Raw genomic sequence first — 23,158 nt, 5'->3', positions numbered from 1 at the left:
GATGAGTGGGGACCAGCGAACGGCCGCGTCGCGCGCGGCATCAAGCGACGTTCGACCGGCCAATTGCGTCCCGGTTCAGACCCCCGGCGCGATTTCACATTATTTTGCAAGTTCCGCGTGACAGCGCCACACGTGGCTTACCCGAATCGCCGCATCCAAACAAAAGGCCGCCCACCCGCCGAAGCGGATGGGCGGCCTGTCGATCGCGGCCGAACCGGGCCCGGCGTCAGCCGAGCAGCGGGCGCAGTTCGTTGACGACCTTGAGCTTCGTCTCCGGCGCGCGGCCCTTGCGTGCGCGCTTGCCGACGTGCGGCGCGAGCCCGGCGTACGACAGCGTCTCGTCCTGCGCCTTGCCGCCGCGGCCGGTACCGATCAGCACGACGCCGGCCGGATCGATCGCCAGCGCCTGCACGAGCGTTTCCTTGTCGTCGAGCGCCATCAGGATCACGCCGCGCCCGCCGCCGGACAGCGTCTTCATCTCGTCCATCCCGAATACGAGCAAGCGGCCGCCGCTCGACAGGCATGCGACCTGCGTCGCGTTCGGCAGGACCGGCATCGGTGCAAGCGGCACCGCACCGGCGTCGATCGTCATGAACGCCTTGCCGGCCTTCACGCGGCTCACCATGTCGCCGACCTTCGCGAGGAAGCCGAAGCCGTTGCTCGACGCGAGCAGCAATTGCTGGTCGGCCGACGCCGCGTAGTAGTGCATCAGGTGCGAGCCCGATTCGAGCTCGATCAGCGACGTGACGGGCACGCCGTCACCGCGCCCGCCCGGCAGCACCGACACGTCGACCGAGTACACGCGGCCGCTGCTGCCCCACGCGATCAGCCGGTCCGGCGTGCGGCACTGGAACGCCGCGTACAGGCTGTCGCCCGCCTTGAACGAGAACGCGGCCGGGTCGAGCCCGTGGCCCTTCAGCGCGCGCACCCAGCCCTTCTGCGACACGACGACCGTCACCGGCTCGTCGACCACCTTCGCCTCGAACGTCGCGCGCTTTTCCTGCTGGATCAGCGTGCGGCGATCGTCGCCGTACTGTTTCGCGTCGGCCTCGATCTCCTTGATCATCAGCCGCTTCATCGCGCTTTCGTTCGCGAGCAGTTCCTCGAGCTTCGCCTTCTCGTCGCGCAGCGCGTCGAGTTCCTTCTCGATCTTGATCTTCTCGAGCCGCGCGAGCTGACGCAGCCGGATTTCGAGGATGTCTTCCGCCTGCCGCTCGCTGAGGCCGAACGCGCTCATCAGCGCGGCCTTCGGCTCGTCCGACTCGCGGATGATGCGGATCACCTCGTCGATGTTCAGGAAGACGATCATCCGCCCTTCGAGGATGTGGATGCGGTCGTCGACCTTCGCGAGACGATGGCGGCAACGGCGCGTCATCGTCAGCTGGCGGAACTTCACCCACTCGTCGAGGATCGTCAGCAGGCCCTTCTGGCCCGGCCGGCCGTCGGCGCCGATCATCACGAGGTTCAGCGTCGCGTTCGACTCGAGGCTCGTGTACGCGAGCAGCGTGTTCACGAATTCCGTCTGATCGATCGTGCGCGACTTCGGCTCGAACACGAGCCGCACCGCCGCTTCCTTGCCCGACTCGTCGCGCACCGCGTCGAGCAGGTCGAGCATCGCCTTCTTCGTGTTGAGCTGCTCGGGCGTCAGCGTCTTCTTGCCGAGCTTGAGCTTCGGGTTGGTCAGCTCCTCGATTTCCTCGAGCACCTTCTGGCCCGACGTGCTCGGCGGCAGCTCGGTCACGACGAGCTGCCACTGGCCGCGCGCGAGATCCTCGATCTTCCATTTCGCGCGCACCTTCAGGCTGCCGCGGCCGGTTTCATAGGCCGCCGCGATTTCGGCGTCGCTCGAGATGATCTGACCGCCGCCCGGGAAATCCGGGCCGGGAATCAGGTTCATCAGCTCCGCGTGCGTGAGCTTCGGATTGCGGATCAATGCGACCGCAGCGGCCGCGACTTCGCGCAGGTTGTGCGACGGGATTTCGGTCGCGAGGCCGACCGCGATACCCGACGCGCCGTTCAGCAGCACGAACGGCATGCGGCTCGGCAGCGTCTTCGGTTCCTCGAACGAGCCGTCGTAGTTCGGCATGAAGTCGACCGTGCCCTGGTCGATCTCGTCGAGCAGCAGCTTCGCGATCGGCGTGAGGCGCGCTTCCGTGTAACGCATCGCCGCCGCGCCGTCGCCGTCGCGCGAGCCGAAGTTGCCCTGCCCGTCGATCAGCGGGTAGCGCAGCGAGAAATCCTGCGCGAGACGCACGAGCGCGTCGTACGCCGACTGGTCGCCGTGCGGGTGGTATTTACCGAGCACGTCGCCGACCACGCGCGCCGACTTCACCGGCTTCGCATCGGGCCCAAGACCCATTTCGTTCATCGCGAACAGGATCCGGCGCTGCACCGGCTTCTGGCCGTCGCACACGTCGGGCAGCGCGCGGCTCTTCACGACGCTGACCGCGTAGCTGAGATACGCCTGCTCCGCGTAGTTGCCGAGCGTCAGCGCTTCGGCGTCCGGTGCATCGGACCCGGCGAAGAGATCGGAAGTATTGTCGTCCATCAGAATTCCGTATTCGTAAGTGGCGTGAGGCCGGGCCGGGCGTCATGCCCGGCCGCGCGGATGCGTGGCTTAGATGTCCGCTTCGACGTCGTTGCCCTTTTCCTCGAGCCAGCCGCGCCGCGCGGCTGCCTCGCCCTTGCCCATCAGCATCGTCATGCGCGCGACGGTTGCCTCGTAGTCGAGCTCGCCGAGCTTCACGGGCATCAGGCGGCGCGTATCGGGGTTCATCGTCGTGTCCCACAGCTGCTCGGCGCTCATTTCGCCGAGACCCTTGAAGCGGCTGATGCTCCACTGCGTCTCGCGCACGCCGTCCTTGCGCAGCTTGTCGAGCGTCGCCTCGAGTTCGCCGTCGTCGAGCGCGTAGAGCTTCTGCGCGGGCTTCTTGCCGCGCGCGGGCGCATCGACGCGGAACAGCGGCGGACGGGCGACATACACGTGGCCGCGCTCGATCAGCTGCGGGAAATGCTTGAAGAACAGCGTGAGCAGCAGCACCTGGATGTGCGAGCCGTCGACGTCCGCGTCCGACAGGATGCAGATCTTGCCGTAACGCAGGTTCGACAGGTCGACGGTGTCGTCGGGGCTGTGCGGATCGACACCGATCGCCACCGAGATGTCGTGCACCTCGTTGTTCGCGAACAGGCGGTCGCGCTCGGTTTCCCACGTGTTCAGCACCTTGCCGCGCAACGGCAGGATCGCCTGGTATTCCTTGTCGCGGCCCATCTTCGCGGAGCCGCCCGCCGAGTCGCCCTCGACGAGGAACAGTTCGTTGCGCGCGATGTCCTCGGTTTCGCAGTCGGTCAGCTTGCCGGGCAGCACCGCGACGCCCGAGCTCTTGCGCTTCTCGACCTTCTGGCCCGCCCGCGTGCGCGCCTGCGCCTGCTTGATCACGAGCTCGGCGAGCTTCTTGCCGTGCTCGACGTGCTGGTTCAGCCACAGTTCGAGCGCCGGGCGCGAGAACGACGACACGAGCTTCACCGCGTCGCGGCTGTTCAGGCGCTCCTTGATCTGCCCCTGGAACTGCGGATCGAGCACCTTCGCGGACAGCACGAACGACACGCGCGCGAACACGTCTTCCGCGAGCAGCTTCACGCCCTTCGGCTGCAGGTTGTGCAGCTCGACGAAGCTCTTCACGGCCTGGTACAGGCCGTCGCGCAGGCCGGATTCGTGCGTGCCGCCGGCCGGCGTCGGGATCAGGTTCACGTACGACTCGCGCACGAGCGACCCTTCCTCGCTCCAGGCGACGACCCACGACGCGCCCTCGCCCTCGGCGAACGAATCGTCGCCCGAACGCGAATCGGCGAACCGCTCGCCTTCGAACAGCGGGATCAGCAGCTCACTGCCGTTCATTTCGTCGAGCAGGTAACCGCGCAGGCCGTCTTCATACTTCCACGCCTGGCGCTCGCCGGTCTTCTCGTTGACGAGCACGACCTCGACGCCCGGCAGCAGCACGGCCTTCGAGCGCAGCAGGCGCTGCAGCTCGCCGAGCGGCAGGTTCGGCGAATCGAAGTACTTCGGATTCGGCCACACCTGCACGCGCGTGCCGGACTTCTTCTCGCCGCGGCCCGCGGCCTGCGTCGCGAGCGGCTTGACGACGTCGCCTTCGGCAAAGCCGAGCTCGGCGATCTTGCCGTCGCGCCACACCGTCACGTCGAGGCGCGTCGCGAGCGCGTTCGTCACCGACACGCCGACGCCGTGCAGGCCGCCCGAGAACGTATAGGCGCCGCCGGCGGCCTTGTCGAACTTGCCGCCTGCGTGCAGACGCGTGAACACGATCTCGACGACCGGGACACCCTCTTCGGGGTGCATGCCGAACGGGATGCCGCGGCCGTCGTCCTCGACCGAGACCGACTGGTCGGCGTGCAGCGTGACCGTGATCTGCTTGCCGTAGCCGCCGAGCGCCTCGTCGGACGCGTTGTCGATGACTTCCTGGATGATGTGCAGCGGATTCTCGGTACGGGTGTACATGCCGGGCCGCTGCTTGACCGGCTCGAGACCCTTGAGCACCTTGATCGATGCTTCGCTATAGGCCGCGCTGGGTTTCTTCGTTGACATAGGCGCTGAATTTCGTCATTCATCGGGACGTTGTCCACACCTCGTGTGGATAACATCGTGGACAAAACGTTGAGTTCCGTAAAAAAGCGAATCGAAACAACGGTGTGCTTGGACTGCTCCGAAAGCGGGCGCGCGGCGTGCGCTGCGCGGCCCTGAACGCGCGGTATTTTACTGGTTCCGCGTGGCGCGCCAATCGCGGGATCGGCGCGCGCCGCACGCGTCACGCCGGCTTGCGCTTCGCCTCGAGCGTTTCCCACCGTTCGAGCGCGGTGAGCAGTTCGTCGTCGATCGCCGCGAAGCGCTCGGTCAGGCGCGTGCCTTCCTGCGGATCCTTCGCGAAAATCGAACCGTCCTCGAGCCGCGCATTGATCGTCTTCTGCTCCGCTTCGAGCGCGGCGATCTTCTCCGGCAGCGAATCGAGCTCGCGCTGCTCGTTGAACGACAGCTTCACCGTGCGCTGCGCATTGCGGCCCGGGGCGCTCTTCGCCGCGTCTTCCTTCACCGGCACCGCTTCCTTGACCGCGCGCTTCGCGGCTTCCTGTTGCGCGAGCTGCTCCGAACGCTCGCTCTGGATCTGCCAGTCGCTGAAGCCGCCGACGTATTCGCGCCACTTGCCGTCGCCCTCGGCCGCGATCACCGACGTCACGACGTTGTCGAGGAACGCGCGATCGTGGCTGACGAGCAGCACCGTGCCGTCGTAGTCGGCCAGCAGCTCCTCGAGCAGCTCGAGCGTCGGGATGTCGAGGTCGTTGGTCGGTTCGTCGAGCACCAGCACGTTGGCCGGGCGTGCGAACAGGCGCGCGAGCAGCAGCCGGTTGCGCTCGCCGCCCGACAGCGACTTCACCGGCGAACGCGCGCGCTCCGGCGCGAACAGGAAATCGCCGAGATAACTCATCACGTGCTTGCGCACGCCGCCGATCTCGACCCACTCGCTGCCGGGGCTGATCGTATCGGCGAGGCTCTTGTCCTGGTCGAGCTGCGCGCGCATCTGGTCGAAATACGCGACCTGCAGGTTCGTGCCGGTGCGCACGGTGCCCTCGTCGGGCTTCAGCTCGCCGAGGATCAGCTTGAGCAGCGTGGTCTTGCCCGCGCCGTTCGGGCCGACGAAGCCGATCTTGTCGCCGCGCATGACCGTCGCCGAGAAGCGGTCGACGACCGTGCGGCCGCCGTAGCGCTTCGTCACGTCGGTCAGCTCCGCGACGATCTTGCCGGACTTCTCGCCCTGCGCGACGTCGAGCCGCACGTTGCCCTGCGCATTGCGGCGCTCCGCGCGCTCGTTGCGCATCTGCACGAGCCGCGCGATGCGGCCGACGCTGCGCGTGCGGCGCGCCTCGACGCCCTTGCGGATCCACACTTCTTCCTGCGCGAGCAGCTTGTCGAACTTCTCGTTTTCCACGCGTTCGACTTCGAGCTGCTGCGCCTTGCGCGTCTGGTACGCGGAGAAATTGCCCGGGTACGACAGCAGCCGGCCGCGATCGAGCTCGACGATGCGCGTCGCGACGCGATCGAGGAACGCGCGATCGTGGGTGATGAACAGCAGGCCCGCGCGCTGCGAGACGAGCAGCTCTTCCAGCCAGCGGATGCCGTCGAAGTCGAGGTGGTTGGTCGGCTCGTCGAGCAGCAGCACGTCGGGCTGCAGCACCAGCGCGCGCGCCAGCGCGACGCGCTTCTGCATCCCGCCCGACAGCGCGTCGACGCTCGCGTCGCCGTCCTGCAGGCCGATCTGCGCGAGCGTCATCGCCACGCGCGTGCGCCAGTTCCATGCGTCGTGCGCGTCGAGCGACGACTGCAGCGCGTTCATCCGCGCGAGCAGCGCGTCGTGCTCGGCGCCTTCGGGCGTATCGGCGAGACGATGCGCGATCGAATCGTATTCTTCGAGCAGTTCGCGCGTGTGCGCGAGCCCCGACGCGACCGCGTCGAACACCGTCGCGCCCGGTTCGAACTCGGGCTCCTGCGGCACGTAGACGGTCACGAGCTCCTGCTGGCGCGTGATCAGGCCGTCATCGGGCTTCGCGAGGCCGGCGACGATCTTCAGCAGCGACGACTTGCCCGCGCCGTTGCGGCCGATCAAGCCGACGCGTTCGCCGGCTTCCAGCGAGAAATCCGCGTGATCGAGCAACGCGACGTGACCGAACGCGAGCTGCGCGCCGGTAATGGAATAGAGCGACATGGGGAGACGGCGAAGAGAGGAATCGGAAGCGCCCATTGTACCGGGCGCGGAGGCCGGCACCGGCATGGCTGGATGGACGAGCATTGCAACCGGTACGCGAAACGCGCCGGCGCGGTGCGACGCGTGGCTGGCGGCCGGTATCCGGGCCGAAAACCGCCGTGCGGGTTGCGTGCCCGCACGAACGGGCGAAGGCCGGCCCGATGCCCGTGGCCGGCCGATCGGCGATCCCGCGCGCGGCACACCGGGCGCCCGCGCGAGACGTACGATTACTTCACGTTGACGGTGATCGTCGAGCTGATTTCGGGGCCGTACGAACGGTGGGCGCCGTCGCCGAGCTGCAGCGTCAGCGTGTGCTTGCCGGGTGCCAGCTTCACGTCGGTTTCGGTCTGGCCCTTGCCGAAATGCAGCGAATGGTCGCTCGCCGGGATCACGTCGCCCTTCGGCACCGGCTTGCCGTCGATCAGCAGGTGATGGTGGCCGGTATCCGGCGTCATGTCGCCGGCGGGCTTGAGCTCCATGCCGTCGAGACCGAACTTCACGTGCACGGGGCTCGACACCGTCGCGCCGTCCTGCGGCTCGACGAAGAACACGCGCGCTTCGGCACGCGCGAGCGTCGACACGGCCAGCGCCGCGACACACACCACACCCGCGATCCACTTTCTGTTGAGCATCGTTTTCCTCCTTCAGATTGACAGGCCCACGAAGCATACACTGCATGCCCGCGCCACGCGATGATGCCCGTTGTTCGCGATGCGTACGTTTAAAACGACGTTGCCTAGGTGTTCGGCGAAATTCCGGTACTATTGCGCCTTTCGTCCGCTCAACAGGATGCGGACGGCATTACCGAGTTTCCATTTTCCCGAGCACCACATGAGCGAAGTAACCGAATACCAGAGCTGGGTCTGCCTGATTTGCGGGTGGGTCTACAACGAAGCCGAAGGGCTGCCCGACGAGGGCATCGCGGCCGGCACCCGTTTCGCCGACATTCCCGCCGACTGGCGCTGCCCGCTGTGCGACGTGGGCAAGGAAGATTTCGTCGTCGTCGATTTCTGACGGTTCGTTCCGATCGCGGGTGATTCCGCGATACGCGCGTCGGCACGCATTCCGCCCCGCCGACGCGCCGCGCGTTTGCTATACTCTGCGCGCTGTCCACACTGCCGTCCGGTTCGCGTTTTTCGCGTGATCGACTGGATATGGCTCTCCCCGTAGTTCAATGGATAGAACAAGCGCCTCCTAAGCGCTAGATACAGGTTCGATTCCTGTCGGGGGGACCAGCCAAGCCCCAAACCTCCCCCAAGATTCACAAGAAACTCCCCGCTCAAGCCCGTCTGGCGGCCTTCTCGCGCCCATCGTTACCCAACGTTGCTCAGCGGCAGCCGGAGAAAGTGTTGGTATTTTTGTTGGTATCAGCAGATACCAACAACACAGATACCAACAATGCCTCTCACTGACATACAGGTACGGAACGCAAAGGCCAGCGCCGCACCGTACAAACTCACGGACGGCAACGGGATGTTCTTGCTCGTCCACCGAACGGCGCGAAGTACTGGCGCTTGTCCTACCGCTTCCTTGGCAAGCAGAAGACGCTCGCCCTCGGCGTGTATCCGGCCGTCACGCTCGCGACAGCGCGGAAGAAGCGCGACGAGGCCCGCGAGCAGATCGCGGCCGGCATCGATCCGGGCGAGGCGAAGAAGGACGCGAAATGGGCCGCCGAAATCGCGGCGGCTAACTCGTTCGAAGCGGTAGCGCGCGAGTGGTTCGACTCTCAGCGTCCGGGCTGGAGCGACGGCTACGCGGAGAAGGTGCTGAATTCGCTTGAGGTCGACGTGTTCCCGAAGATCGGCCCTCGCCCGATCGCGGAGATCGATTCGCCGCAGATGCTCAGCATCGTTCGCGAGGTTGAAGCGCGCGGGGTGCACGAGACAGCGAAGCGGATTCTCCAGCGCTCTCGCGCGGTCTTCCAGTATGGAATCATGACCGGGCGATGCTCCAGGAATCCGGCAGCCGACATCGACGCGCAGACGGTCTTGAAGAAAGGCCCCGGCGTGCAACACATGGCCCGCGTCAAGGCGACGGAGATTCCCCAACTCATGCGGGATATCGACGCTTACCAAGGCGACCTAGTCACCCGGCTCGCGCTGCGCCTGATGGCGTTGACCTTCGTGCGGACAACGGAAATGATCCGTGCGGAGTGGTCGGAGTTTGACGAAGCCGCCGCTGAGTGGCGCGTGCCGCCGGAGCGCATGAAGATGCGTGACCCGCACATTGTGCCGCTATCGCGGCAGGCGCTCGACGTGCTCGCCCAGCTCCGTGCACTCAACGGCCAGCATCGATTCGTGTTCTACAGCGTGCAAGGCCGAAGCCACATCTCGAACAACACCATGCTCTACGCGCTATATCGCATGGGCTACAAGTCGCGGATGACGGGGCATGGGTTTCGCGGACTGGCTGCTACGGCTCTGCGCGAACTCGGCTTCGGGCGGGACGTTGTAGAGCGCCAGATGGCACACGCCGAACGCAATCAGGTGACAGCCGCCTACGTCCACGCTGAATACCTGCCGGAGCGCAGGCGAATGATGCAGGCATGGGGCGATCATCTGGACCAGCTCAAGGCAGGGGCGTCGATCATCCGCGTTGCATCCGCCCGCTAGGAGATGGACGTCGACAACCCAACGCCGCCGGCTCCTCTCCGTGCCGAACGACAGGAGCAGGCAATTTTTGTTGGCGCTCGCGGGTCACCGGAAGCATCGGTGGCTTACGGACCTCGCATCACCCGCAAGTGAAGTGCGAAATTAGCCATTCGGCCGACACGAAAATCGTCACTTTGACTCGGTAGCAAGGGATTCCTGCTCAACCCGCGAGACGCATTGCTTAGCGAAATCCTCCACGCGGCTCTTCTGTTGCGCTGCCCTCTTGCACCAATACAAGGCCGCAGCTTTGTCCCTGCTCAAGCCCCATGATCCCCACTCGTACGTCTGGCCTAGGTTTAACTGCGAGGCGACATTGCCTTGCTCAGCCTCCTTGCGCAATTGTTCTACAGCCTTTCGATACCAGTATGCAGCTTGCTCGGAATCCTCAAGCACTCCGATGCCGAACTCGTAGTCAGCACCGAGTCGACCTTGGGTAAGCGTGTCCCCCATCTCCGCCCCTCTGCGATGCCATGCAGCTGCTTCGACAGGATCTTTGTGGACGCCAAATAAGCCATTTCGATAAAGCTCTCCGATCTGTCCTGCGCAATACGCACTTCCATGACCGACAGCTTTCCGCATTAGCGCCAACCCCTGCGAAATGTCGCGAAGCAAGCCACCAGCTCCCTGCACGTATCTTTCTCCGACGATGCATTCGCCTTCGGCGTCACCTTGATTCGCGGCTTTCTGAAACCAAACGGTAGCTTGTGCGGGATCTTTGGGAACCCCGAAACCCGAGTCATAGAGCTTACCCAAACCGATTTCCGCTTTTGAGTTTCCTCGCTCAGCAAGCGGGCGCCAGAGCGCGACAGCGGTTGCGTAGTCCATGGTCTGAAACGCTGTTGCCGCGTCGTCCAGCTGATCTGCGGCGGCCGTGTTGGCTATGCCCAAAATCAATACGACCAATCCAATAACACGCGCGCTCACTCTAAAACCGTCACGGTACCGCGAGGTGGGATACGTCATGGCTACTCCGACGCGTCGGAAACTGACAATGGAAAAAAGCAACGATCGATTGTCGGCGATTCCAGAGGCACTGTCGAACGGCATGGTCATGCCCCCCTTGCCGCGCACCTCCCACCGTTTTTTCAGAGTTGGCACCGCACAGCCGGCCCCCTGCATTTCGGTATGAATATGCCCCCCTTAGGCGGGCTGACCTACTAATCGAACGAACGCAAGCCGGTATTTCACGGGCAATATCTGAGGGTAAATCCATCGGTCGACCACATTCGCTCGCCAAGGCACAGCAGATTGAGGTCCGTCAGCAACTAAGCCAAGGCGCAAGCGTGGCAAGCCTTGCAAAGCAATACAGCACAAGTCGTCAAACAATCATGCGAGTACGCGATGCAAAATGAATGCCACGCCAATCAAAGTCAGTTTAGAGCAGCAAAAATCACTATTGACTTATCGAGTAACGACGCATGATCGAATCGGCAAGATGAGTACCAGCGCCAACTAGTCTCGCGAGTACTCTTATTTGCTCTCGGCAATGTGGGTCTGGTGTTGGATGCGGATAATTCATTGTGTGATCGACCTCCCCCCAAACCTCCTCCAAAAGCGTGCGGACCTGCACTTCGCATGTAGCCTGTGATTTTGAATTAGGCCGAAGGACATAATGAATACTCGTATAGTAGCTCTCCTTTAATTCGCGCCCAATTTTTAACCGATCAAAATAATCCCCCGATTCCGGATCCCAAGTATAAGCCTTTGGCGGCTCAAACAGAGTGAATTCCCCCTCATCGATTTTCTCAATCAACGCACTATGAATATGCTCAAACTGCGATATGTGAAGATGAAGGACTCGAATTCCAGCAATATCCGTTATCCTCGAAAACAAATTGTCCGGCGTAATCACCCCCTTCCTCTTTTCAGGCGGGAGAATCGCGTCCTCTGAATTCTTTCGATCGACCTTTTCGAGAAGATGGTCCACATCCTTCAGCCGATATCGAAGAGAGTGAACGTATTTAGACAAGCTCCTACTCTCGAAGAAATTTTTTACGTGCTTATGAAAAAACTCAAAAGATTCAATGTTTTTCTCATACGCCCGCAAAATATCCGCATGCTTCTCCCTCAAATCTTCGCGCACCATTTTAATCCTCCAAGTGCGCAAGGCGAGTCATCAAGTCCTTGGCAAAAGCGTGATACATTGATTTCTTTTCGAAATACGTCTCCTTATTTCCGGAGACCGTGCTTTTATCCTCATGCGTCAAACCCGAGAGCGTAGGAACCTTCCACATAGGGGATCTATATTTTTGCGCCATCGAAGGGAGCGTATTATGTGAATGCATAATAGAGGTGCCTCCGATCGGCTTTTCAACGACCCCATCCGCAAGATGCGAATAACATTCCTTCGGAATCTTGGTCTCAATGATGCTTGGAAGCATCTTCGCATATCCATAATGCGCGGTTGCCAAATCGTAATCGTTCTGCCCGGCATACCTTCTAGCATTATAAATAGTATAGCCGAGGAACTTCACAAAGTGAGGAGGGAATGCCGAACGCTTTTTATCCGACAGTACACTGTACATTGTGGAGAACTGGGATCTCCATGCTCGGAGAGCCAAACCAATGTTTGTCAAACCGAATGTCGAGAACATATCCGGCATGCATGGAACGAAAAATCCCGTAGACATCGAAATAATAACTCGATTTAACGTTCCCAAACTAGGAGAAGTATCGAGGATCGCAACTTCATAGCCATGCTTCTTTGACGCCTCAAGACACAAGCTTCGAATTGAAGTAAGCAGTCTAAGTGACTGAGGCTCGCCAAGGAAAGCATCACTCCATGATTTTGCAAGCTTATCCTCAAATGTGTGAAGACTAAGACGCCCTGGAATTAACCCCAACTTCGGACTAATCTTGTGAATCGCACCAAGCTCGAATGAATCAAAAACACCGTCCTCGACAGGCTTCAGGAGACAATGAATCGATCTCGGAGTCGCAACAAACTCTGAAAACGTTTTATCACTACTCTCCAAAGCATCTTGAAAATCCTCGATATACGGCTCCTCTTCCGTCCACAGCTTCTCCAGCGCATCCGGCTCAATACATTGCAACGTTAAATTGGATTGCGGATCAAGATCAACCATTAGAGTCTTAATACCTTGCTCGGCAAGCGCGTGCGCAAGATGAAAACTCAGGGTTGACTTACCAACACCACCCTTATTGTTAAATACAGATATTATTTTCAAGGCCAACCTCTTAGTCGATTAAAAATCAACAATCACAAACCCCGTCATACATTTCTACATCAGAGCTTCCGACGACATCGAAAATATCTCAAGCGTCTCTTGCCGCTGAACAACAATATCCATCGAAAGATCGACTTCGCGGGCGGTGTGCAAAACTCCCTCGTACGTAGCTTGCCGCTCAACGCCGCTCCTGAAGTCAAATTGTCAACTATCCTGCCCGCGACGTCGACCGAACGCGTGCAAGTAGACGAGACGCGTCGCGAATTGCACACATTACCCCTTCTGCTACGCGTCTTTCCGGCTTGTCGTAGGGTAGATCGATGCGCCATACGGCCACTGGCAACCGCCCCAGTCGTCGCCGAACTAGCCGGTGGCACATCACACCAGATCACTGCAGACAAAACTTTGTCGCATATCGGCAAGGGACGCGCAAAGTCGCATCCACTGTCGGCGGCGGTACCCCGAAGGCCGGTCGCGACACTCGCCGCCTTATCTGGCTCTTGAATCACCACCGATGCGCTGATTCGCCGTAACTCCAGATCCGCACATTGCGCTCACGTTGGTCCACAACAAATCGGGCAGCGAGCCGAGTACGCGCGGGGGGGCGGGGCAAGTATTTGCGCGCCGCGTCCCAGACAGCGGTACCGATCGCAAAAGGCGAAATGAAGACCGTCTGGCCTGCCGGCTATCTCCAACGTTATCTCCAAGAGAATGTGTACTTTGGAGATAGACTTGGAGATAACACCGCCTTACCAGACAAGGCTTACAGGCCGATACAACCGTCTATCTCCAAATCTCCAAATATTTTTGCTTCCGGCGGCACAGCAACGTTGAGTACTGCACCGACCTTCGACTGACCGAGCCTACGCCGATACGCCTGTTGGTATTTTTGTTGGTATCTTCTGAGCAACGTTGCCTGAATGGCACGCGCAGCAAAGCAATATGAATTCTGTCGGGGACCAACATTCCCCCGCCAGCCTCACCCTGCCCAGTCCGCTCTCACATCAACCCCGTCCTCACCTGCGGCATCAAACTCGCATCCGCCCCCGTCACGGAAAACGCCCCTTTCGCCGCCGACACCCCCGCCGGCTGCGCCAGCAAGCTGCCATCGCCCAACCGATTCGCATCGACAACCATCTGGCTCGCCGCACATCCGCTCGCCAGCAGCGACACGGGCGAACCGGCGATCGACGAGAACGTGTTCCCCGTCACGCGGAACGAGCACACGTTCCCATACGCCCGGAAACCCGCATAACCGGAGCCGGACACGCTGTTGCCCGTCACCGCGACATTCGTCACCGTGCCCGTCGACGTGTCCAGTTCGAGCGCCGCCTGCTGCGTCGGCTGCAGCCCGTTGTTTGCGTTCGAGTTCTGGATGTTGGTCACGACGTTGCCGCTAATCATCACGTTCGACGCACCGAACGAGTTCCAGCTGTCCTCCTGCGCCACCAGGATGCCCGCCGCCTTCTGCACGCCGTCGACCGTGTTGTTCGAGATCGTCACGGCCTGGCCGCCGACCACCGCCATGCCGCGCCCCCACACGTTGCCGGACACCGCGTTATGGTCGATCAGCACATTGCTGCTGACGCGGCCGTCCCCCCGATAGCTGACGACCGCGATCATGTCGTCGCCGGTGGCCGTCACCGTATTGTTCTGCACGAGCACGTTGATCGATCCGTTGGTCGTATGGATCCCGTCCGCCAGTGTGGCGCTCACCGTATTGCCGACAATCGCGACGTCGCTGCCGCCGAACACGAAGATCCCGGCGCTAGCGCCGCCCTGGATCGTCACGCGCAGCACCTGGACGCCCGCACCGGTCACGTCGACCTTGGTTGAGGCCGGCGTCGTGAGCCGCGTCGTGCCGGTACCGACCAGCGTCACGCCCACGAGCGTCGAACCGGTACCGCTCATCACGATCGTCTGGTCCGCGGGATTCGTGGCGGCCAGCGTCGCGCCGTATCCGGAAATCACCGCCTGCGGCACGCTGACCGTGAGCGAATGCCCGACGACGTAACGCCCCGGCGAGATGACGAGGCGCTGGCCGGCTTTCAGGCTGTCGAATGCCTTTTGCAGCGCGTCGGCCTGATCGCCGCCGTTGGCTGCCGGATAGACGGTCACATCCGCGACGAGCCCGGAATTGGCACCCTGCGTGGGCGCGCGCGCCGCGCCGGGCGTCGTACCGGCCGCGGTGGACGCGGGCACGGGGCTGGCGGGATTCGCCGACGACGGCGAGCCGCCGGACGCCGCGCTGGCAGGCTCGGCAGGCGATGCCGGCGGAACGGGTGTGCCCGCAACGGTCTGCGCGGGCGGCGCCGCACTGTCGCCGCCACCGCCGCACGCGGCAACGCCAAGGCAAAGCGCGGCGAGCATCGCGCGATCGACTATATGCATAGGATTTCTGACGGACCGGAGGTGGCGTCATCCTAAGGATGCGTCGCGCCTTTGTAAATGAGGCCTTCGTCCGCCCCGGCGCACTGTATGTCCGACGCACGAACCGTTGGCGCGCCTCTCCGATTCATCGCCGTGTCATGCGACATGTGATCGCACTTTGTCCGTGCACCACGGTGAGGCACCGCGCATTGCGTAGAATCCCGAACCTTCGCTCGCACCGGACCCGATCATGATTCGAACCATCGCGGCACTGGCCGCCCTTTCGGCGCTGACCTGCACGGCGAACGCCACCGACACCGACCTCGGCACGGCTCGCGCCACGCAGCGCTATGTCAGCCCGGGCATCGCCAACGTCACGACGGCGGCAGCACCACTTCGGGACAGCACATCGCCCGACGCACGCTGCCGCGAACTGGCCGCGCGCATCGACGCGGTCACGCACGCCCCCGACCGCGGCCACAAGGTCGTGCGCCGCGTCGGCCCGGACGGCAAGCCGCGCAACGAACTGCACGCCTACGACAAACGGGCCGACCTCGAAACCGAGCATCAACGGCTCGGCTGCCGATAACAAACGTCGCGCCGCCCGGCCGGATCCCGCCGGGCGCGGCCCTTACGCGTTCGCACCGCCGTCGATCGTCAGGCCCGTGCCGTTGATCGACCGCCCTTCCGGCCCGACGACGAAGGCCACGAGCGCGGCGACGTCATCGGCCTTGCCGTACTGCGGAATCGCCATGCGCGAACGCTGGGCACTGGCGTGTTCGCCGTCGGCCGGATTCATGTCGGTATCCGTCGAACCCGGATGCACGATATTGACCGTGATGCCGCGCGAGCCGAGGTCGCGTGCGAGCCCCTGCGTCCAGCCGATCAGCGCGGCCTTGCTCGCCGCATAGAGACTCATTCCCGCATCGGGCACGCGCGTCGCGAGGCAACTGCCGGTCGACACGATGCGCCCGCCCTCCCCGAGATGGCGCGCCGCCGCCTGCGACGCGACGATCACCGCGCGCACGTTCACGTTCAGCGTCGCGTCGATGTCGTCGAGCGTGAGGTCGTCCAGCGCGCCGGCCCGGAAAATCCCCGCGTTGTTGACGAGGATGTCGAGGCCGCCGAGCGCCTCCGCGGCACGGTCGACCGCGTCGCGCACGGCAACCGGATCGGCGCTGTCGGCCTGGATCGCGACGGCGCGGCGGCCCTGCGCCTCGATGCCCGCGACGACGGCCTGCGCCCGCTCGGCCGATTTCTCGTACGTGATCGCGACGTCCGCGCCCTCGTCCGCCAGCCGTTTCGCGATTGCCGCGCCGATGCCGCGGCTGCCGCCGGTGATGAGTGCACGCTTGCCCTGAAGTCGGTTCATGTCGGTTCCTTTCCTTATTTATGTAACGACCGACACAGAATGTAGCGAGTTGCGTCGCACAGTCAATTGATTTATTTTATCGATCGATACAGAAATCGACGCAGGGATGGACGCAATGGCTGAACGGGGCCGACCGAGAAGCTTCGACAAGGAAGCGGCGCTGGATCGCGCGATGGAGGTGTTCTGGCGCCTCGGCTACGAAGGTGCGTCGATGACGGACCTGACGGCCGCGATGGGCATCGCGTCGCCGAGCCTGTATGCGGCGTTCGGCAGCAAGGAAGCGTTGTTCCGGCAGGCGCTCGAGCACTACGTCGCGACGGAGGGACGGGAAATCTGGGGTGGCGTCGAACGGGCGGACAGCGCACACGACGCCGTGCGGAACTACCTGATGGATACGGCGCGCGTGTTCACGCGGCGCTCGAAGCCGCCCGGCTGCCTGATCGTGCTGTCGGCGCTGCATCCGGCCGAACGCTCCGACACGGTCCGGCAAACGCTGATCGGGATGCGCGAGGGCACGGTCGAGGCGCTGCGGGATCGTCTCCGGCACGGCGTCGCGACCGGCGAGATCTCGGCGCACGCGAACCTCGATGCAATCGCCCGTTACTACGTGACGGTTCAACAGGGCATGTCGATCCAGGCGCGCGACGGCGCGAGCCGCCGCGATCTGGAGGCCATCGCGCAGGCCGCGCTGGGCGCATGGCCCGCGCTCGTCGGTGCGGGCAGCACGGGCGGCGCGTAGCGTCTGGACACTGCCGCACGCAACCGCGCCGGCGGGTGACTTACTGCTTCGTGGCCTGCTGCACGTCCTTCGACGCATGCCACACGCGATAGCGCACCTCGAAGCCGTCCGGCACGTAGACGACGAGCGGCAGGCGGCTGTTGTAGCGCAGCAGCTGGCCGTCGCCGCGCACCTGCACGAACCGTTGCTGCGGCGCCTGGCCCGGGCACGCCATCAGCGTCGATGCCGGCCCCTTCACGTCGGTGAGCTGGTAATACGTGTAGCCCCAGCCCTTCACGTCCTCGGCGGTCAGCTCGCCGCCGAACCATTGCTGGTTGCAGTCGGTCTGCAATGTCTTGCCGATCATCAGCTCGACGCGCGCATCGCCTTCGTTCTCGAGCGCGGGCAGCCCGATCACGACGCGCTGCTGGCCGGCCGCCGCCTGCGGAAACATCTTGATCGACTCGGCCGGCACGGCGGGCGCCGATGCGGGGCTCGCCACGCACGCGGCGGCAGTCGTTACGCAGATAGCGGCCAGGGCGGCCCGGATCGCGAATTTCATCGATGTGCTCCTGAAAAACAAAAGAGCCCCGGATGCTAACACTTTCGCATCAAGACCTTACTGAGCTGTAATTTGCGGACACAATTGCAAACAGCTGTCGGTTCCCGTGCGCGGTACTTATACGGCAACCAACGGAGAACATCATGCTGAAGCTCATTGCTGCCGCCGGCGTCGCGACCTTGCTGGCCGGCTGCGTCGTCGCCCCGGACGCCGGATACGGCTACGGACAGCCCTATTATTCCGATCCCGGCTACGCGTACGCGCCGTCGCCCGTGTACGGCACGGTCAACATCTGGGGCGGTGGCGGCGGGCGCGACTGGGATCGCGGCCGGCGCGACTACCACCGCTGGGACGGCGATCGCGGCAACCGCGGCAACGGCTGGGGACGCGGCGGACGCCGCGGCGACTGGAACGACGGCGGCGGGCGCGGTGACGGCGGTGGCGGCCATCGTCACTGACGCGCAATTGCAACCGTTTGTATCCGCGCACGGCCCGCCGGTGGCCGGTCGCGCGTCACGCAGGCAAACGGACGGTCGCACAAAAGCACAGGCCCTCGCATGAAGCGAGGGCCTTTTGTCGTCCGGTCCCGCGAATGAACCCCGGCGGGTGCCGGCCTGCCGGCGCCCTGCCCGTTCACGCGTCGCGTGCGCCCGCTTACCAGCCGGCCGGCTGCGCGTAGCCGCCCCGCACCGGCGCACCGCACACATACGCGCGCTGGTAACGGTCGTAGCAATAGTTCGGGCCGTCGTCCTGGTACTGCGCCTGCTGATAGGTCGGATACGCCGGCTGCTGGTATGCCGGCGCCTGGTAGTACGTCGGCGGCTGATAGGCCGGTGCCTGGTACACGGGCGCCTGATACGCGACGGGCGGATTCATCGCGGACGTCACGATCGCGCCCAGCACCGCGCCGCCGATCAATGCGCCGATGACGGCGCCGCCGTCGCGGCCATGCGCGGACGCCGGGCCCGCGATGGCGAGCGAACCGGCGAGGACACACACTGCGGCAATCTTTTTCATGATGGACTCCCACGCGAAGTGGTACTGGATGCGATGCATTGTGGCGGCACGCGGCCGTAATAGATGCAGCAAGTGGTAACGCGCGATTACCGGCATCGGGCCCACCGGAACGCCGCGCCGCCGTGCTACGATTTTCGGCACACAGGAGACGCCTTCATGCAGCCCGAAACCGCCCGCCGTTTCGATACCGAATTCGCGCCGCGCATCGCGCAGGCAATCGCCGCCTTCTTCGCCGAGCACGTACTGACCGACGTCGTCCCGTACGGCGGCCACGGGCATCCGACGCGCGTGCAGATCCGCAGCGCGCCGCACGAGCATGTGAGCGGCTTCGAGCATCCGCTGAATCTCGAGCTGACCTGGGACACCGACGAAATCGAGCGGCTGATGGAGCCGGACGGCCCGCAGCGCTTCGAGCACTACCTGGCCGCGCTGCCGAGAAAGCTGGGCGCGTGGCAAGGCGCGCGGGACATCGATCTCGCGTCGCGCACGCAAGCCGATCCGCTCGTGCGGCTCGGCGGCCTCGACTTCGAAGGCTGAGTGCCCGCGCCGGCCCGCGGCCGAGCATGCCGGCGTCGCGTCATGCGGCCCGGTGATACACTCGACCGGCCCCGTTCCGGTGCCGCCGCACCGAGCGGGCCGTTCATCGCCGCCACCCTCGCGCATGGTTGCGCACGCAACCGGCAACCGGGTGCGCGGACAACCAAGCTCTCGCTCCCGTCATGAACGCCGATACCGGCCTGCCGCTTCCGCAACGCTACTGGGCGATCGTCTGCGTCGCCCTGGGCATCACGCTCGCCGTGCTCGACGGCGCCATCGCGAACGTCGCGCTGCCGACGATCGCGCGCGACCTCCACGCGTCCGACGCCGCATCGATCTGGATCGTCAACGCGTACCAGCTCGCGGTCACGATCACGCTGCTGCCGCTCGCGTCGCTCGGCGAGCGCATCGGCTATCGCCGCATCTACATCGCCGGGCTCGCGCTGTTCACCGCGGCCTCGCTCGGCTGCGCGCTGGCCGGCTCGCTGCCGATGCTGGCCGTGATGCGCGTGATCCAGGGGTTCGGCGCGGCCGGCATCATGAGCGTCAACGCGGCGCTCGTGCGGATGATCTACCCGTCGTCGATGCTCGGGCGCGGGCTGTCGATCAATGCGATGGTCGTCGCGCTGTCGTCGGCGATCGGGCCGACGGTCGCCTCCGCGATCCTGTCGTTCGCATCGTGGCCGTGGCTGTTCGCGGTCAACGTGCCGATCGGCATCGCCGCGGTCCTCGGCAGCCTGCGCGCGCTGCCGGCCAACCCGCTGCACGACGCGCCTTACGATTTCCCGAGCGCGCTGATGAACGCGTGCGTGTTCGGCCTGCTGATCACGGCCGTCGACGGGCTCGGCCACGGCGAACGCCATGCGTACGTCGCGGCCGAGCTGGCGGTGGCGTTCGTCGTCGGCTACTTCTTCGTGAAGCGCCAGCTGTCGCAGCCGGCGCCGCTGCTGCCCGTCGACCTGATGCGCATCCCGATGTTCGCGCTGTCGATCTACACGTCGATGGCATCGTTCACGTCGCAGATGCTTGCGTTCGTCGCGCTGCCGTTCTGGCTGCAGAACTCGCTCGGCTTCTCGCAGGTCGAGACGGGCCTGTACATGACGCCGTGGCCGCTCGTGATCGTGTTCGCCGCGCCGCTCGCGGGCGTGCTGTCGGACCGCTATTCGGCCGGCATCCTCGGCGGGATCGGGCTCGCGTTGTTCGCGGCCGGGCTGCTGTCGCTCGCGACGATCGGCGCGCATCCGGGCACCGTCGACATCGTGTGGCGGATGGCGCTGTGCGGCGCGGGCTTCGGGCTGTTCCAGTCGCCGAACAACCGCGCGATGCTGTCGTCCGCGCCACGCGAGCGCAGCGGCGGCGCGGGCGGCATGCTGAGCACCGCGCGCCTGACCGGCCAGACGCTCGGCGCCGCGCTGGTCGCGCTGATTTTCGGGCTGTCGCCCGATCGCGGGCCGACGATCGCGCTCTATGTCGCCACGGCATTCGCGGCGGTGGCGGCCGTCGTGAGCATGCTGCGCATCACGTCGCCAAGGCCGGACACGGCGACCTGAGACTACCGCGCGACGGGCGTCACGCGCCGTCGAGCGCGTCCATCACGAAGCGCACGCGCGCCTTGACGCCGACGCGCGGCAACTCGATCAGCCGGTAGCCGTACGACGTGTAGCACTCGACCATCGCGTCGTAGGTCCGCTCGGCTTCCGCGAAATCCTGCCGGCGCTCGGTGTCCTGCGCATAGATGTCGGGCCACGGCGGCGCGATGAACACGCGCCGGTGATAGCGAAAACGGCGGGCCGCCGCTTCCGCGTGCGCGGGGACCGGCAGGCCCGTCAGCCGCAGGTAGCCGACCACGTCCGGCACGCCGCGATCGAAGAACACGGGCCCGCGCGCGTGCCGCGCGAGGTGGTACGAACGCATCTCCCAGCTCAACATCAGCTCGGCGAACGCCGCCGGGTCGCGCCACGGCAGCGCGAGGCCGTCGATCGCCATCTGGTCGCGGATCACGCCGCGCCCGGCTTCCTGCGAGCGCGCAAAGCCGGCGCGCTCCAGCGCATCGAGCAGCGTGCTCTTGCCCGAACCCGGGCCGCCCGTCACGACGAAGAAACGGCCGGCGGCGTCCGTCTCTTCGTCCTCGGCACCCGCGCCCGGGGCGAACTCACGCATGCGCGACGCGCCGGCCCGCACGCCGCGTGACCGACGCGGCCGCCGCGACGCTGCGCAAGTCGGCGACGAACGTGTCGCGCCAGACCGACAGGTCGTTTTCACGGAGCCGCGCGAGGTTTTCCTCGTGACGCGCCTGCCGTTCCGCGAGCGGCATCGACAGCGCACGTTCGAGCGCTTCCGCCATCTGCGACAGGTCGTACGGATTGACGAGCAGCGCACCGGTCAGCTCGGCCGCCGCACCGGCAAACTCCGACAGCACCAGCACGCCGGGATCGGCCGGATCCTGGGCTGCGACGTACTCCTTCGCGACGAGGTTCATCCCGTCGCGCAGCGGCGTCACGTAGCCGACCTGCGACATCCGGAAAAACGCCATCAGCAGGTTGCGTTCGTACTTGCGGTTCAGGTACTGGATCGGCGTCCAGTCGAGTTGCGAGAAGCGGCCGTTGATGCGGCCGGCTTCGCCTTCGAGCGTTTCGCGAATGTCCTGGTAGGTCTGCACGTCCGAACGCGTCGGCGGCGCGATCTGCAACAGCGACACGCGCCCCTGCCAGCCCGGCGCGTTCGCGAGCATCCGCTCGAACGACTGGAAACGTTCCACGAGCCCCTTCGAGTAGTCGAGACGGTCGACGCTCATCACGAGCTTGCGGCCGTCGAGCGCCTCGCGCAGCATCTTCACCGGCTTGCGCGTGCCGTACTGGACGGCCGCCTGCGCGATCGCGTCGGGATGCACGCCGATCGGATAGGCGGCGACCTTCACGACACGGCCGTGCGCATGCAGCATCCCGTCGTCGCTGGCCGCGCCGATTCCGCGCCGTTCGATGTAGTCGGTGAACGCCTGCTTGTCGGCGTCGGTCTGGAAGCCCGCGACGTCGTACGCGCACATGAACTTCACGAGTTCCTCGTGCGGCGGCACGAGGCGCAGCATGTCGGGCGACGGAAACGGGATGTGCAGGAAGAAGCCGATCGGGTTCTTCACGCCGAGCTCGCGCAGGTAATGCGCGAACGGCAGCAGATGGTAGTCGTGCACCCAGATCAGGTCGTCGGGCCGCAGGAGCGCGGCGAGCTGCTTCGCGAGCATCGCGTTCACGCGCAGATAACCGGCGTACTCCTGACGATCGAAGCGCGCGAGATCGCCGCGGTAGTGGAACACCGGCCACAGCGTCGCGTTCGAGAAACCGCGGTAGTACTGGTCGTAGTCGCGCCGGGTCAGGCCGACCGTCGCGTACGTGACGTTGCCGTCCCGCTGGATCGCGGGTTCGGCGTCGGGCGCGCCGACGATCTCGCCGTTCCAGCCGAACCAGACGCCCCCGCTTTCCTTCAGCGCGTCCATCACGCCGACGGCCAGGCCGCCCGCGCTCGGGCGCGTGTCCTCGCCGGCGGCGACACGGTTCGATACCACGATCGATCTGCTCATGCGGTTTCCCTCCTCGATTCGATAAGCTCGCGCGCGGCGCGCGCCGAAGCGGGCGCGGCGGCCCGAAGGCGGCCGCGCGGCGATTCAGTTCCGAGAAATGCAATGAAATACGGCGGTGGAATGCAACGCCGACGACATCAAGCGTCCTGCTCCTGACCGAGGTCGCGTTGATAGTCGAGCCCTTCCGGGCGAGCGCCGCCCTGGTTGTGATCGCCGTCGGACGGCGTCTCGTCGGGCGCGCCGGCGGGCGGCGCCGGTGGCGCGTCGGTCCGCGGACGCGGGCGGTCTGCTCCCGCGTCGGGCGGCCGGTGTGACAACCGTTTTGAACGGCGCATGGCTGGGTGTCTCATGTGCGGCGCG

The 23,158-nt window shown here is 64.6% G+C and carries 20 protein-coding genes, 1 tRNA gene and 2 pseudogenes; 9 read left to right on the top strand and 14 right to left on the bottom strand.

The annotated features are described in order from the left end of the window. Positions 1-226 precede the first annotated feature (226 nt). The 4 genes from parC to G3N62_RS13815 form a co-directional block, all read right to left on the bottom strand. Complete coding sequence (gene parC / locus G3N62_RS13830; protein WP_069705581.1) at positions 227-2,548, bottom strand: DNA topoisomerase IV subunit A; 2,322 nt, start codon at positions 2,546-2,548, stop codon at positions 227-229. A gap of 69 nt (positions 2,549-2,617) precedes the next feature. Beyond that, positions 2,618-4,600 (bottom strand): DNA topoisomerase IV subunit B, encoded by a 1,983-nt coding sequence (locus tag G3N62_RS13825; protein WP_034190712.1) that lies wholly within the window; start codon positions 4,598-4,600, stop codon positions 2,618-2,620. Positions 4,601-4,820: 220 nt separating this feature from the next. Further along, complete coding sequence (locus tag G3N62_RS13820) at positions 4,821-6,770, bottom strand: ATP-binding cassette domain-containing protein (RefSeq protein ID WP_069705582.1); 1,950 nt, start codon at positions 6,768-6,770, stop codon at positions 4,821-4,823. Positions 6,771-7,036: 266 nt separating this feature from the next. Continuing rightward, positions 7,037-7,441 carry a DUF4399 domain-containing protein gene (locus G3N62_RS13815; RefSeq protein WP_124670601.1) on the bottom strand — a complete coding sequence of 135 codons (405 nt, stop codon included), beginning with the start codon at positions 7,439-7,441 and terminating at the stop codon, positions 7,037-7,039. Between the two features lie 199 nt (positions 7,442-7,640). Here G3N62_RS13815 and G3N62_RS13810 point away from each other — a divergent pair, with 199 nt between their 5' ends. The 3 genes and pseudogenes from G3N62_RS13810 to G3N62_RS13800 all read left to right on the top strand — a co-directional run bounded on the left by G3N62_RS13810 (position 7,641) and on the right by G3N62_RS13800 (position 9,421). Next, positions 7,641-7,823: a rubredoxin gene (locus G3N62_RS13810; protein ID WP_034190709.1), complete on the top strand. Its 183-nt coding sequence runs from the start codon at positions 7,641-7,643 to the stop codon at positions 7,821-7,823. Between the two features lie 146 nt (positions 7,824-7,969). Next, positions 7,970-8,044, top strand: a tRNA-Arg gene (locus G3N62_RS13805). 163 nt (positions 8,045-8,207) lie between these two features. Then, a pseudogene (locus G3N62_RS13800) lies at positions 8,208-9,421 on the top strand (integrase arm-type DNA-binding domain-containing protein). Between the two features lie 168 nt (positions 9,422-9,589). Here G3N62_RS13800 and G3N62_RS13795 read toward each other — a convergent pair. Next, complete coding sequence (locus G3N62_RS13795) at positions 9,590-10,513, bottom strand: tetratricopeptide repeat protein (protein WP_185733105.1); 924 nt, start codon at positions 10,511-10,513, stop codon at positions 9,590-9,592. Positions 10,514-10,611: 98 nt separating this feature from the next. Between G3N62_RS13795 and G3N62_RS13790 the strand changes: the two are divergent. Beyond that, a pseudogene (locus G3N62_RS13790) lies at positions 10,612-10,812 on the top strand (helix-turn-helix domain-containing protein); the annotation flags it as partial. Between the two features lie 41 nt (positions 10,813-10,853). On the opposite strand, the gene G3N62_RS13785 reads toward G3N62_RS13790, so the two are convergent. From G3N62_RS13785 to G3N62_RS13775, 3 genes are all read right to left on the bottom strand, one after another. Further along, a complete protein-coding gene (locus G3N62_RS13785; protein WP_241013088.1) occupies positions 10,854-11,546 on the bottom strand; it encodes a RelA/SpoT domain-containing protein in 693 nt (230 codons plus the stop codon). Position 11,547: 1 nt separating this feature from the next. Then, positions 11,548-12,654, bottom strand: coding sequence for a ParA family protein (locus tag G3N62_RS13780; protein ID WP_241013087.1), 1,107 nt, complete (start codon positions 12,652-12,654; stop codon positions 11,548-11,550). Positions 12,655-13,647: 993 nt separating this feature from the next. Further along, a complete protein-coding gene (locus G3N62_RS13775; protein ID WP_241013086.1) occupies positions 13,648-15,039 on the bottom strand; it encodes a right-handed parallel beta-helix repeat-containing protein in 1,392 nt (463 codons plus the stop codon). A gap of 229 nt (positions 15,040-15,268) precedes the next feature. Here G3N62_RS13775 and G3N62_RS13770 point away from each other — a divergent pair, with 229 nt between their 5' ends. Then, complete coding sequence (locus G3N62_RS13770; protein ID WP_034190705.1) at positions 15,269-15,607, top strand: hypothetical protein; 339 nt, start codon at positions 15,269-15,271, stop codon at positions 15,605-15,607. 42 nt (positions 15,608-15,649) lie between these two features. On the opposite strand, the gene G3N62_RS13765 is transcribed toward G3N62_RS13770, so the two are convergent. After that, a complete protein-coding gene (locus G3N62_RS13765) occupies positions 15,650-16,390 on the bottom strand; it encodes an SDR family NAD(P)-dependent oxidoreductase (protein ID WP_049032606.1) in 741 nt (246 codons plus the stop codon). Between the two features lie 115 nt (positions 16,391-16,505). On the opposite strand from G3N62_RS13765, the gene G3N62_RS13760 reads away from it, so the two are divergent. Next, positions 16,506-17,129 (top strand): TetR/AcrR family transcriptional regulator, encoded by a 624-nt coding sequence (locus tag G3N62_RS13760; RefSeq protein WP_034190703.1) that lies wholly within the window; start codon positions 16,506-16,508, stop codon positions 17,127-17,129. 40 nt (positions 17,130-17,169) lie between these two features. Here the strand turns inward: G3N62_RS13760 and eco are convergent, their stop codons facing one another. Continuing rightward, positions 17,170-17,670, bottom strand: a complete 501-nt coding sequence (eco, locus tag G3N62_RS13755; protein ID WP_034190702.1) for a serine protease inhibitor ecotin — start codon at positions 17,668-17,670, stop codon at positions 17,170-17,172. A 143-nt stretch (positions 17,671-17,813) separates the two neighbouring features. Here eco and G3N62_RS13750 point away from each other — a divergent pair, with 143 nt between their 5' ends. Continuing rightward, positions 17,814-18,128: a hypothetical protein gene (locus tag G3N62_RS13750; RefSeq protein WP_034190701.1), complete on the top strand. Its 315-nt coding sequence runs from the start codon at positions 17,814-17,816 to the stop codon at positions 18,126-18,128. A 196-nt stretch (positions 18,129-18,324) separates the two neighbouring features. Here the strand turns inward: G3N62_RS13750 and G3N62_RS13745 are convergent, their stop codons facing one another. After that, positions 18,325-18,726 (bottom strand): hypothetical protein, encoded by a 402-nt coding sequence (locus G3N62_RS13745; protein ID WP_034190700.1) that lies wholly within the window; start codon positions 18,724-18,726, stop codon positions 18,325-18,327. Positions 18,727-18,843: 117 nt separating this feature from the next. Here G3N62_RS13745 and G3N62_RS13740 point away from each other — a divergent pair, with 117 nt between their 5' ends. After that, positions 18,844-19,224 (top strand): DUF5594 family protein, encoded by a 381-nt coding sequence (locus G3N62_RS13740; protein ID WP_034190699.1) that lies wholly within the window; start codon positions 18,844-18,846, stop codon positions 19,222-19,224. Positions 19,225-19,406: 182 nt separating this feature from the next. Continuing rightward, positions 19,407-20,774: an MFS transporter gene (locus G3N62_RS13735; RefSeq protein WP_034190698.1), complete on the top strand. Its 1,368-nt coding sequence runs from the start codon at positions 19,407-19,409 to the stop codon at positions 20,772-20,774. Positions 20,775-20,793: 19 nt separating this feature from the next. Here G3N62_RS13735 and G3N62_RS13730 read toward each other — a convergent pair whose 3' ends face one another. The 3 genes from G3N62_RS13730 to G3N62_RS35955 all read right to left on the bottom strand — a co-directional run bounded on the left by G3N62_RS13730 (position 20,794) and on the right by G3N62_RS35955 (position 23,133). Further along, positions 20,794-21,384, bottom strand: a complete 591-nt coding sequence (locus G3N62_RS13730) for an AAA family ATPase (RefSeq protein WP_124609467.1) — start codon at positions 21,382-21,384, stop codon at positions 20,794-20,796. Next, complete coding sequence (gene otsA, locus G3N62_RS13725; protein WP_124670597.1) at positions 21,377-22,798, bottom strand: alpha,alpha-trehalose-phosphate synthase (UDP-forming); 1,422 nt, start codon at positions 22,796-22,798, stop codon at positions 21,377-21,379. Before otsA ends, G3N62_RS13730 begins: the two co-directional genes overlap by 8 nt. A gap of 137 nt (positions 22,799-22,935) precedes the next feature. Next, on the bottom strand, positions 22,936-23,133 hold the full coding sequence (locus G3N62_RS35955) for a hypothetical protein (RefSeq protein ID WP_080287933.1): 198 nt from the start codon (positions 23,131-23,133) through the stop codon (positions 22,936-22,938). Positions 23,134-23,158 lie beyond the last annotated feature (25 nt).

The sequence above is a fragment of the Burkholderia sp. Tr-20355 genome (assembly GCF_017104685.1).
Classification (GTDB): domain Bacteria; phylum Pseudomonadota; class Gammaproteobacteria; order Burkholderiales; family Burkholderiaceae; genus Burkholderia; species Burkholderia seminalis.
This window is presented reverse-complemented; position numbering and strand designations above follow the sequence as displayed.

Excerpts from the sequence above, each read along its gene's own strand:
- parC (WP_069705581.1), bottom strand. The coding sequence starts at position 2,548 with ATGGACGACAATACTTCCGATCTCTTCGCCGGGTCCGATGCACCGGAC.
- G3N62_RS13825 (WP_034190712.1), bottom strand. The coding sequence starts at position 4,600 with ATGTCAACGAAGAAACCCAGCGCGGCCTATAGCGAAGCATCGATCAAG.
- G3N62_RS13820 (WP_069705582.1), bottom strand. The coding sequence starts at position 6,770 with ATGTCGCTCTATTCCATTACCGGCGCGCAGCTCGCGTTCGGTCACGTC.
- G3N62_RS13815 (WP_124670601.1), bottom strand. The coding sequence starts at position 7,441 with ATGCTCAACAGAAAGTGGATCGCGGGTGTGGTGTGTGTCGCGGCGCTG.
- G3N62_RS13810 (WP_034190709.1), top strand. The coding sequence starts at position 7,641 with ATGAGCGAAGTAACCGAATACCAGAGCTGGGTCTGCCTGATTTGCGGG.
- G3N62_RS13795 (WP_185733105.1), bottom strand. The coding sequence starts at position 10,513 with ATGACCATGCCGTTCGACAGTGCCTCTGGAATCGCCGACAATCGATCG.
- G3N62_RS13785 (WP_241013088.1), bottom strand. The coding sequence starts at position 11,546 with ATGGTGCGCGAAGATTTGAGGGAGAAGCATGCGGATATTTTGCGGGCG.
- G3N62_RS13775 (WP_241013086.1), bottom strand. The coding sequence starts at position 15,039 with ATGCATATAGTCGATCGCGCGATGCTCGCCGCGCTTTGCCTTGGCGTT.
- G3N62_RS13770 (WP_034190705.1), top strand. The coding sequence starts at position 15,269 with ATGATTCGAACCATCGCGGCACTGGCCGCCCTTTCGGCGCTGACCTGC.
- G3N62_RS13765 (WP_049032606.1), bottom strand. The coding sequence starts at position 16,390 with ATGAACCGACTTCAGGGCAAGCGTGCACTCATCACCGGCGGCAGCCGC.
- G3N62_RS13760 (WP_034190703.1), top strand. The coding sequence starts at position 16,506 with ATGGCTGAACGGGGCCGACCGAGAAGCTTCGACAAGGAAGCGGCGCTG.
- eco (WP_034190702.1), bottom strand. The coding sequence starts at position 17,670 with ATGAAATTCGCGATCCGGGCCGCCCTGGCCGCTATCTGCGTAACGACT.
- G3N62_RS13750 (WP_034190701.1), top strand. The coding sequence starts at position 17,814 with ATGCTGAAGCTCATTGCTGCCGCCGGCGTCGCGACCTTGCTGGCCGGC.
- G3N62_RS13745 (WP_034190700.1), bottom strand. The coding sequence starts at position 18,726 with ATGCATCGCATCCAGTACCACTTCGCGTGGGAGTCCATCATGAAAAAG.
- G3N62_RS13740 (WP_034190699.1), top strand. The coding sequence starts at position 18,844 with ATGCAGCCCGAAACCGCCCGCCGTTTCGATACCGAATTCGCGCCGCGC.
- G3N62_RS13735 (WP_034190698.1), top strand. The coding sequence starts at position 19,407 with ATGAACGCCGATACCGGCCTGCCGCTTCCGCAACGCTACTGGGCGATC.
- G3N62_RS13730 (WP_124609467.1), bottom strand. The coding sequence starts at position 21,384 with ATGCGTGAGTTCGCCCCGGGCGCGGGTGCCGAGGACGAAGAGACGGAC.
- otsA (WP_124670597.1), bottom strand. The coding sequence starts at position 22,798 with ATGAGCAGATCGATCGTGGTATCGAACCGTGTCGCCGCCGGCGAGGAC.
- G3N62_RS35955 (WP_080287933.1), bottom strand. The coding sequence starts at position 23,133 with ATGCGCCGTTCAAAACGGTTGTCACACCGGCCGCCCGACGCGGGAGCA.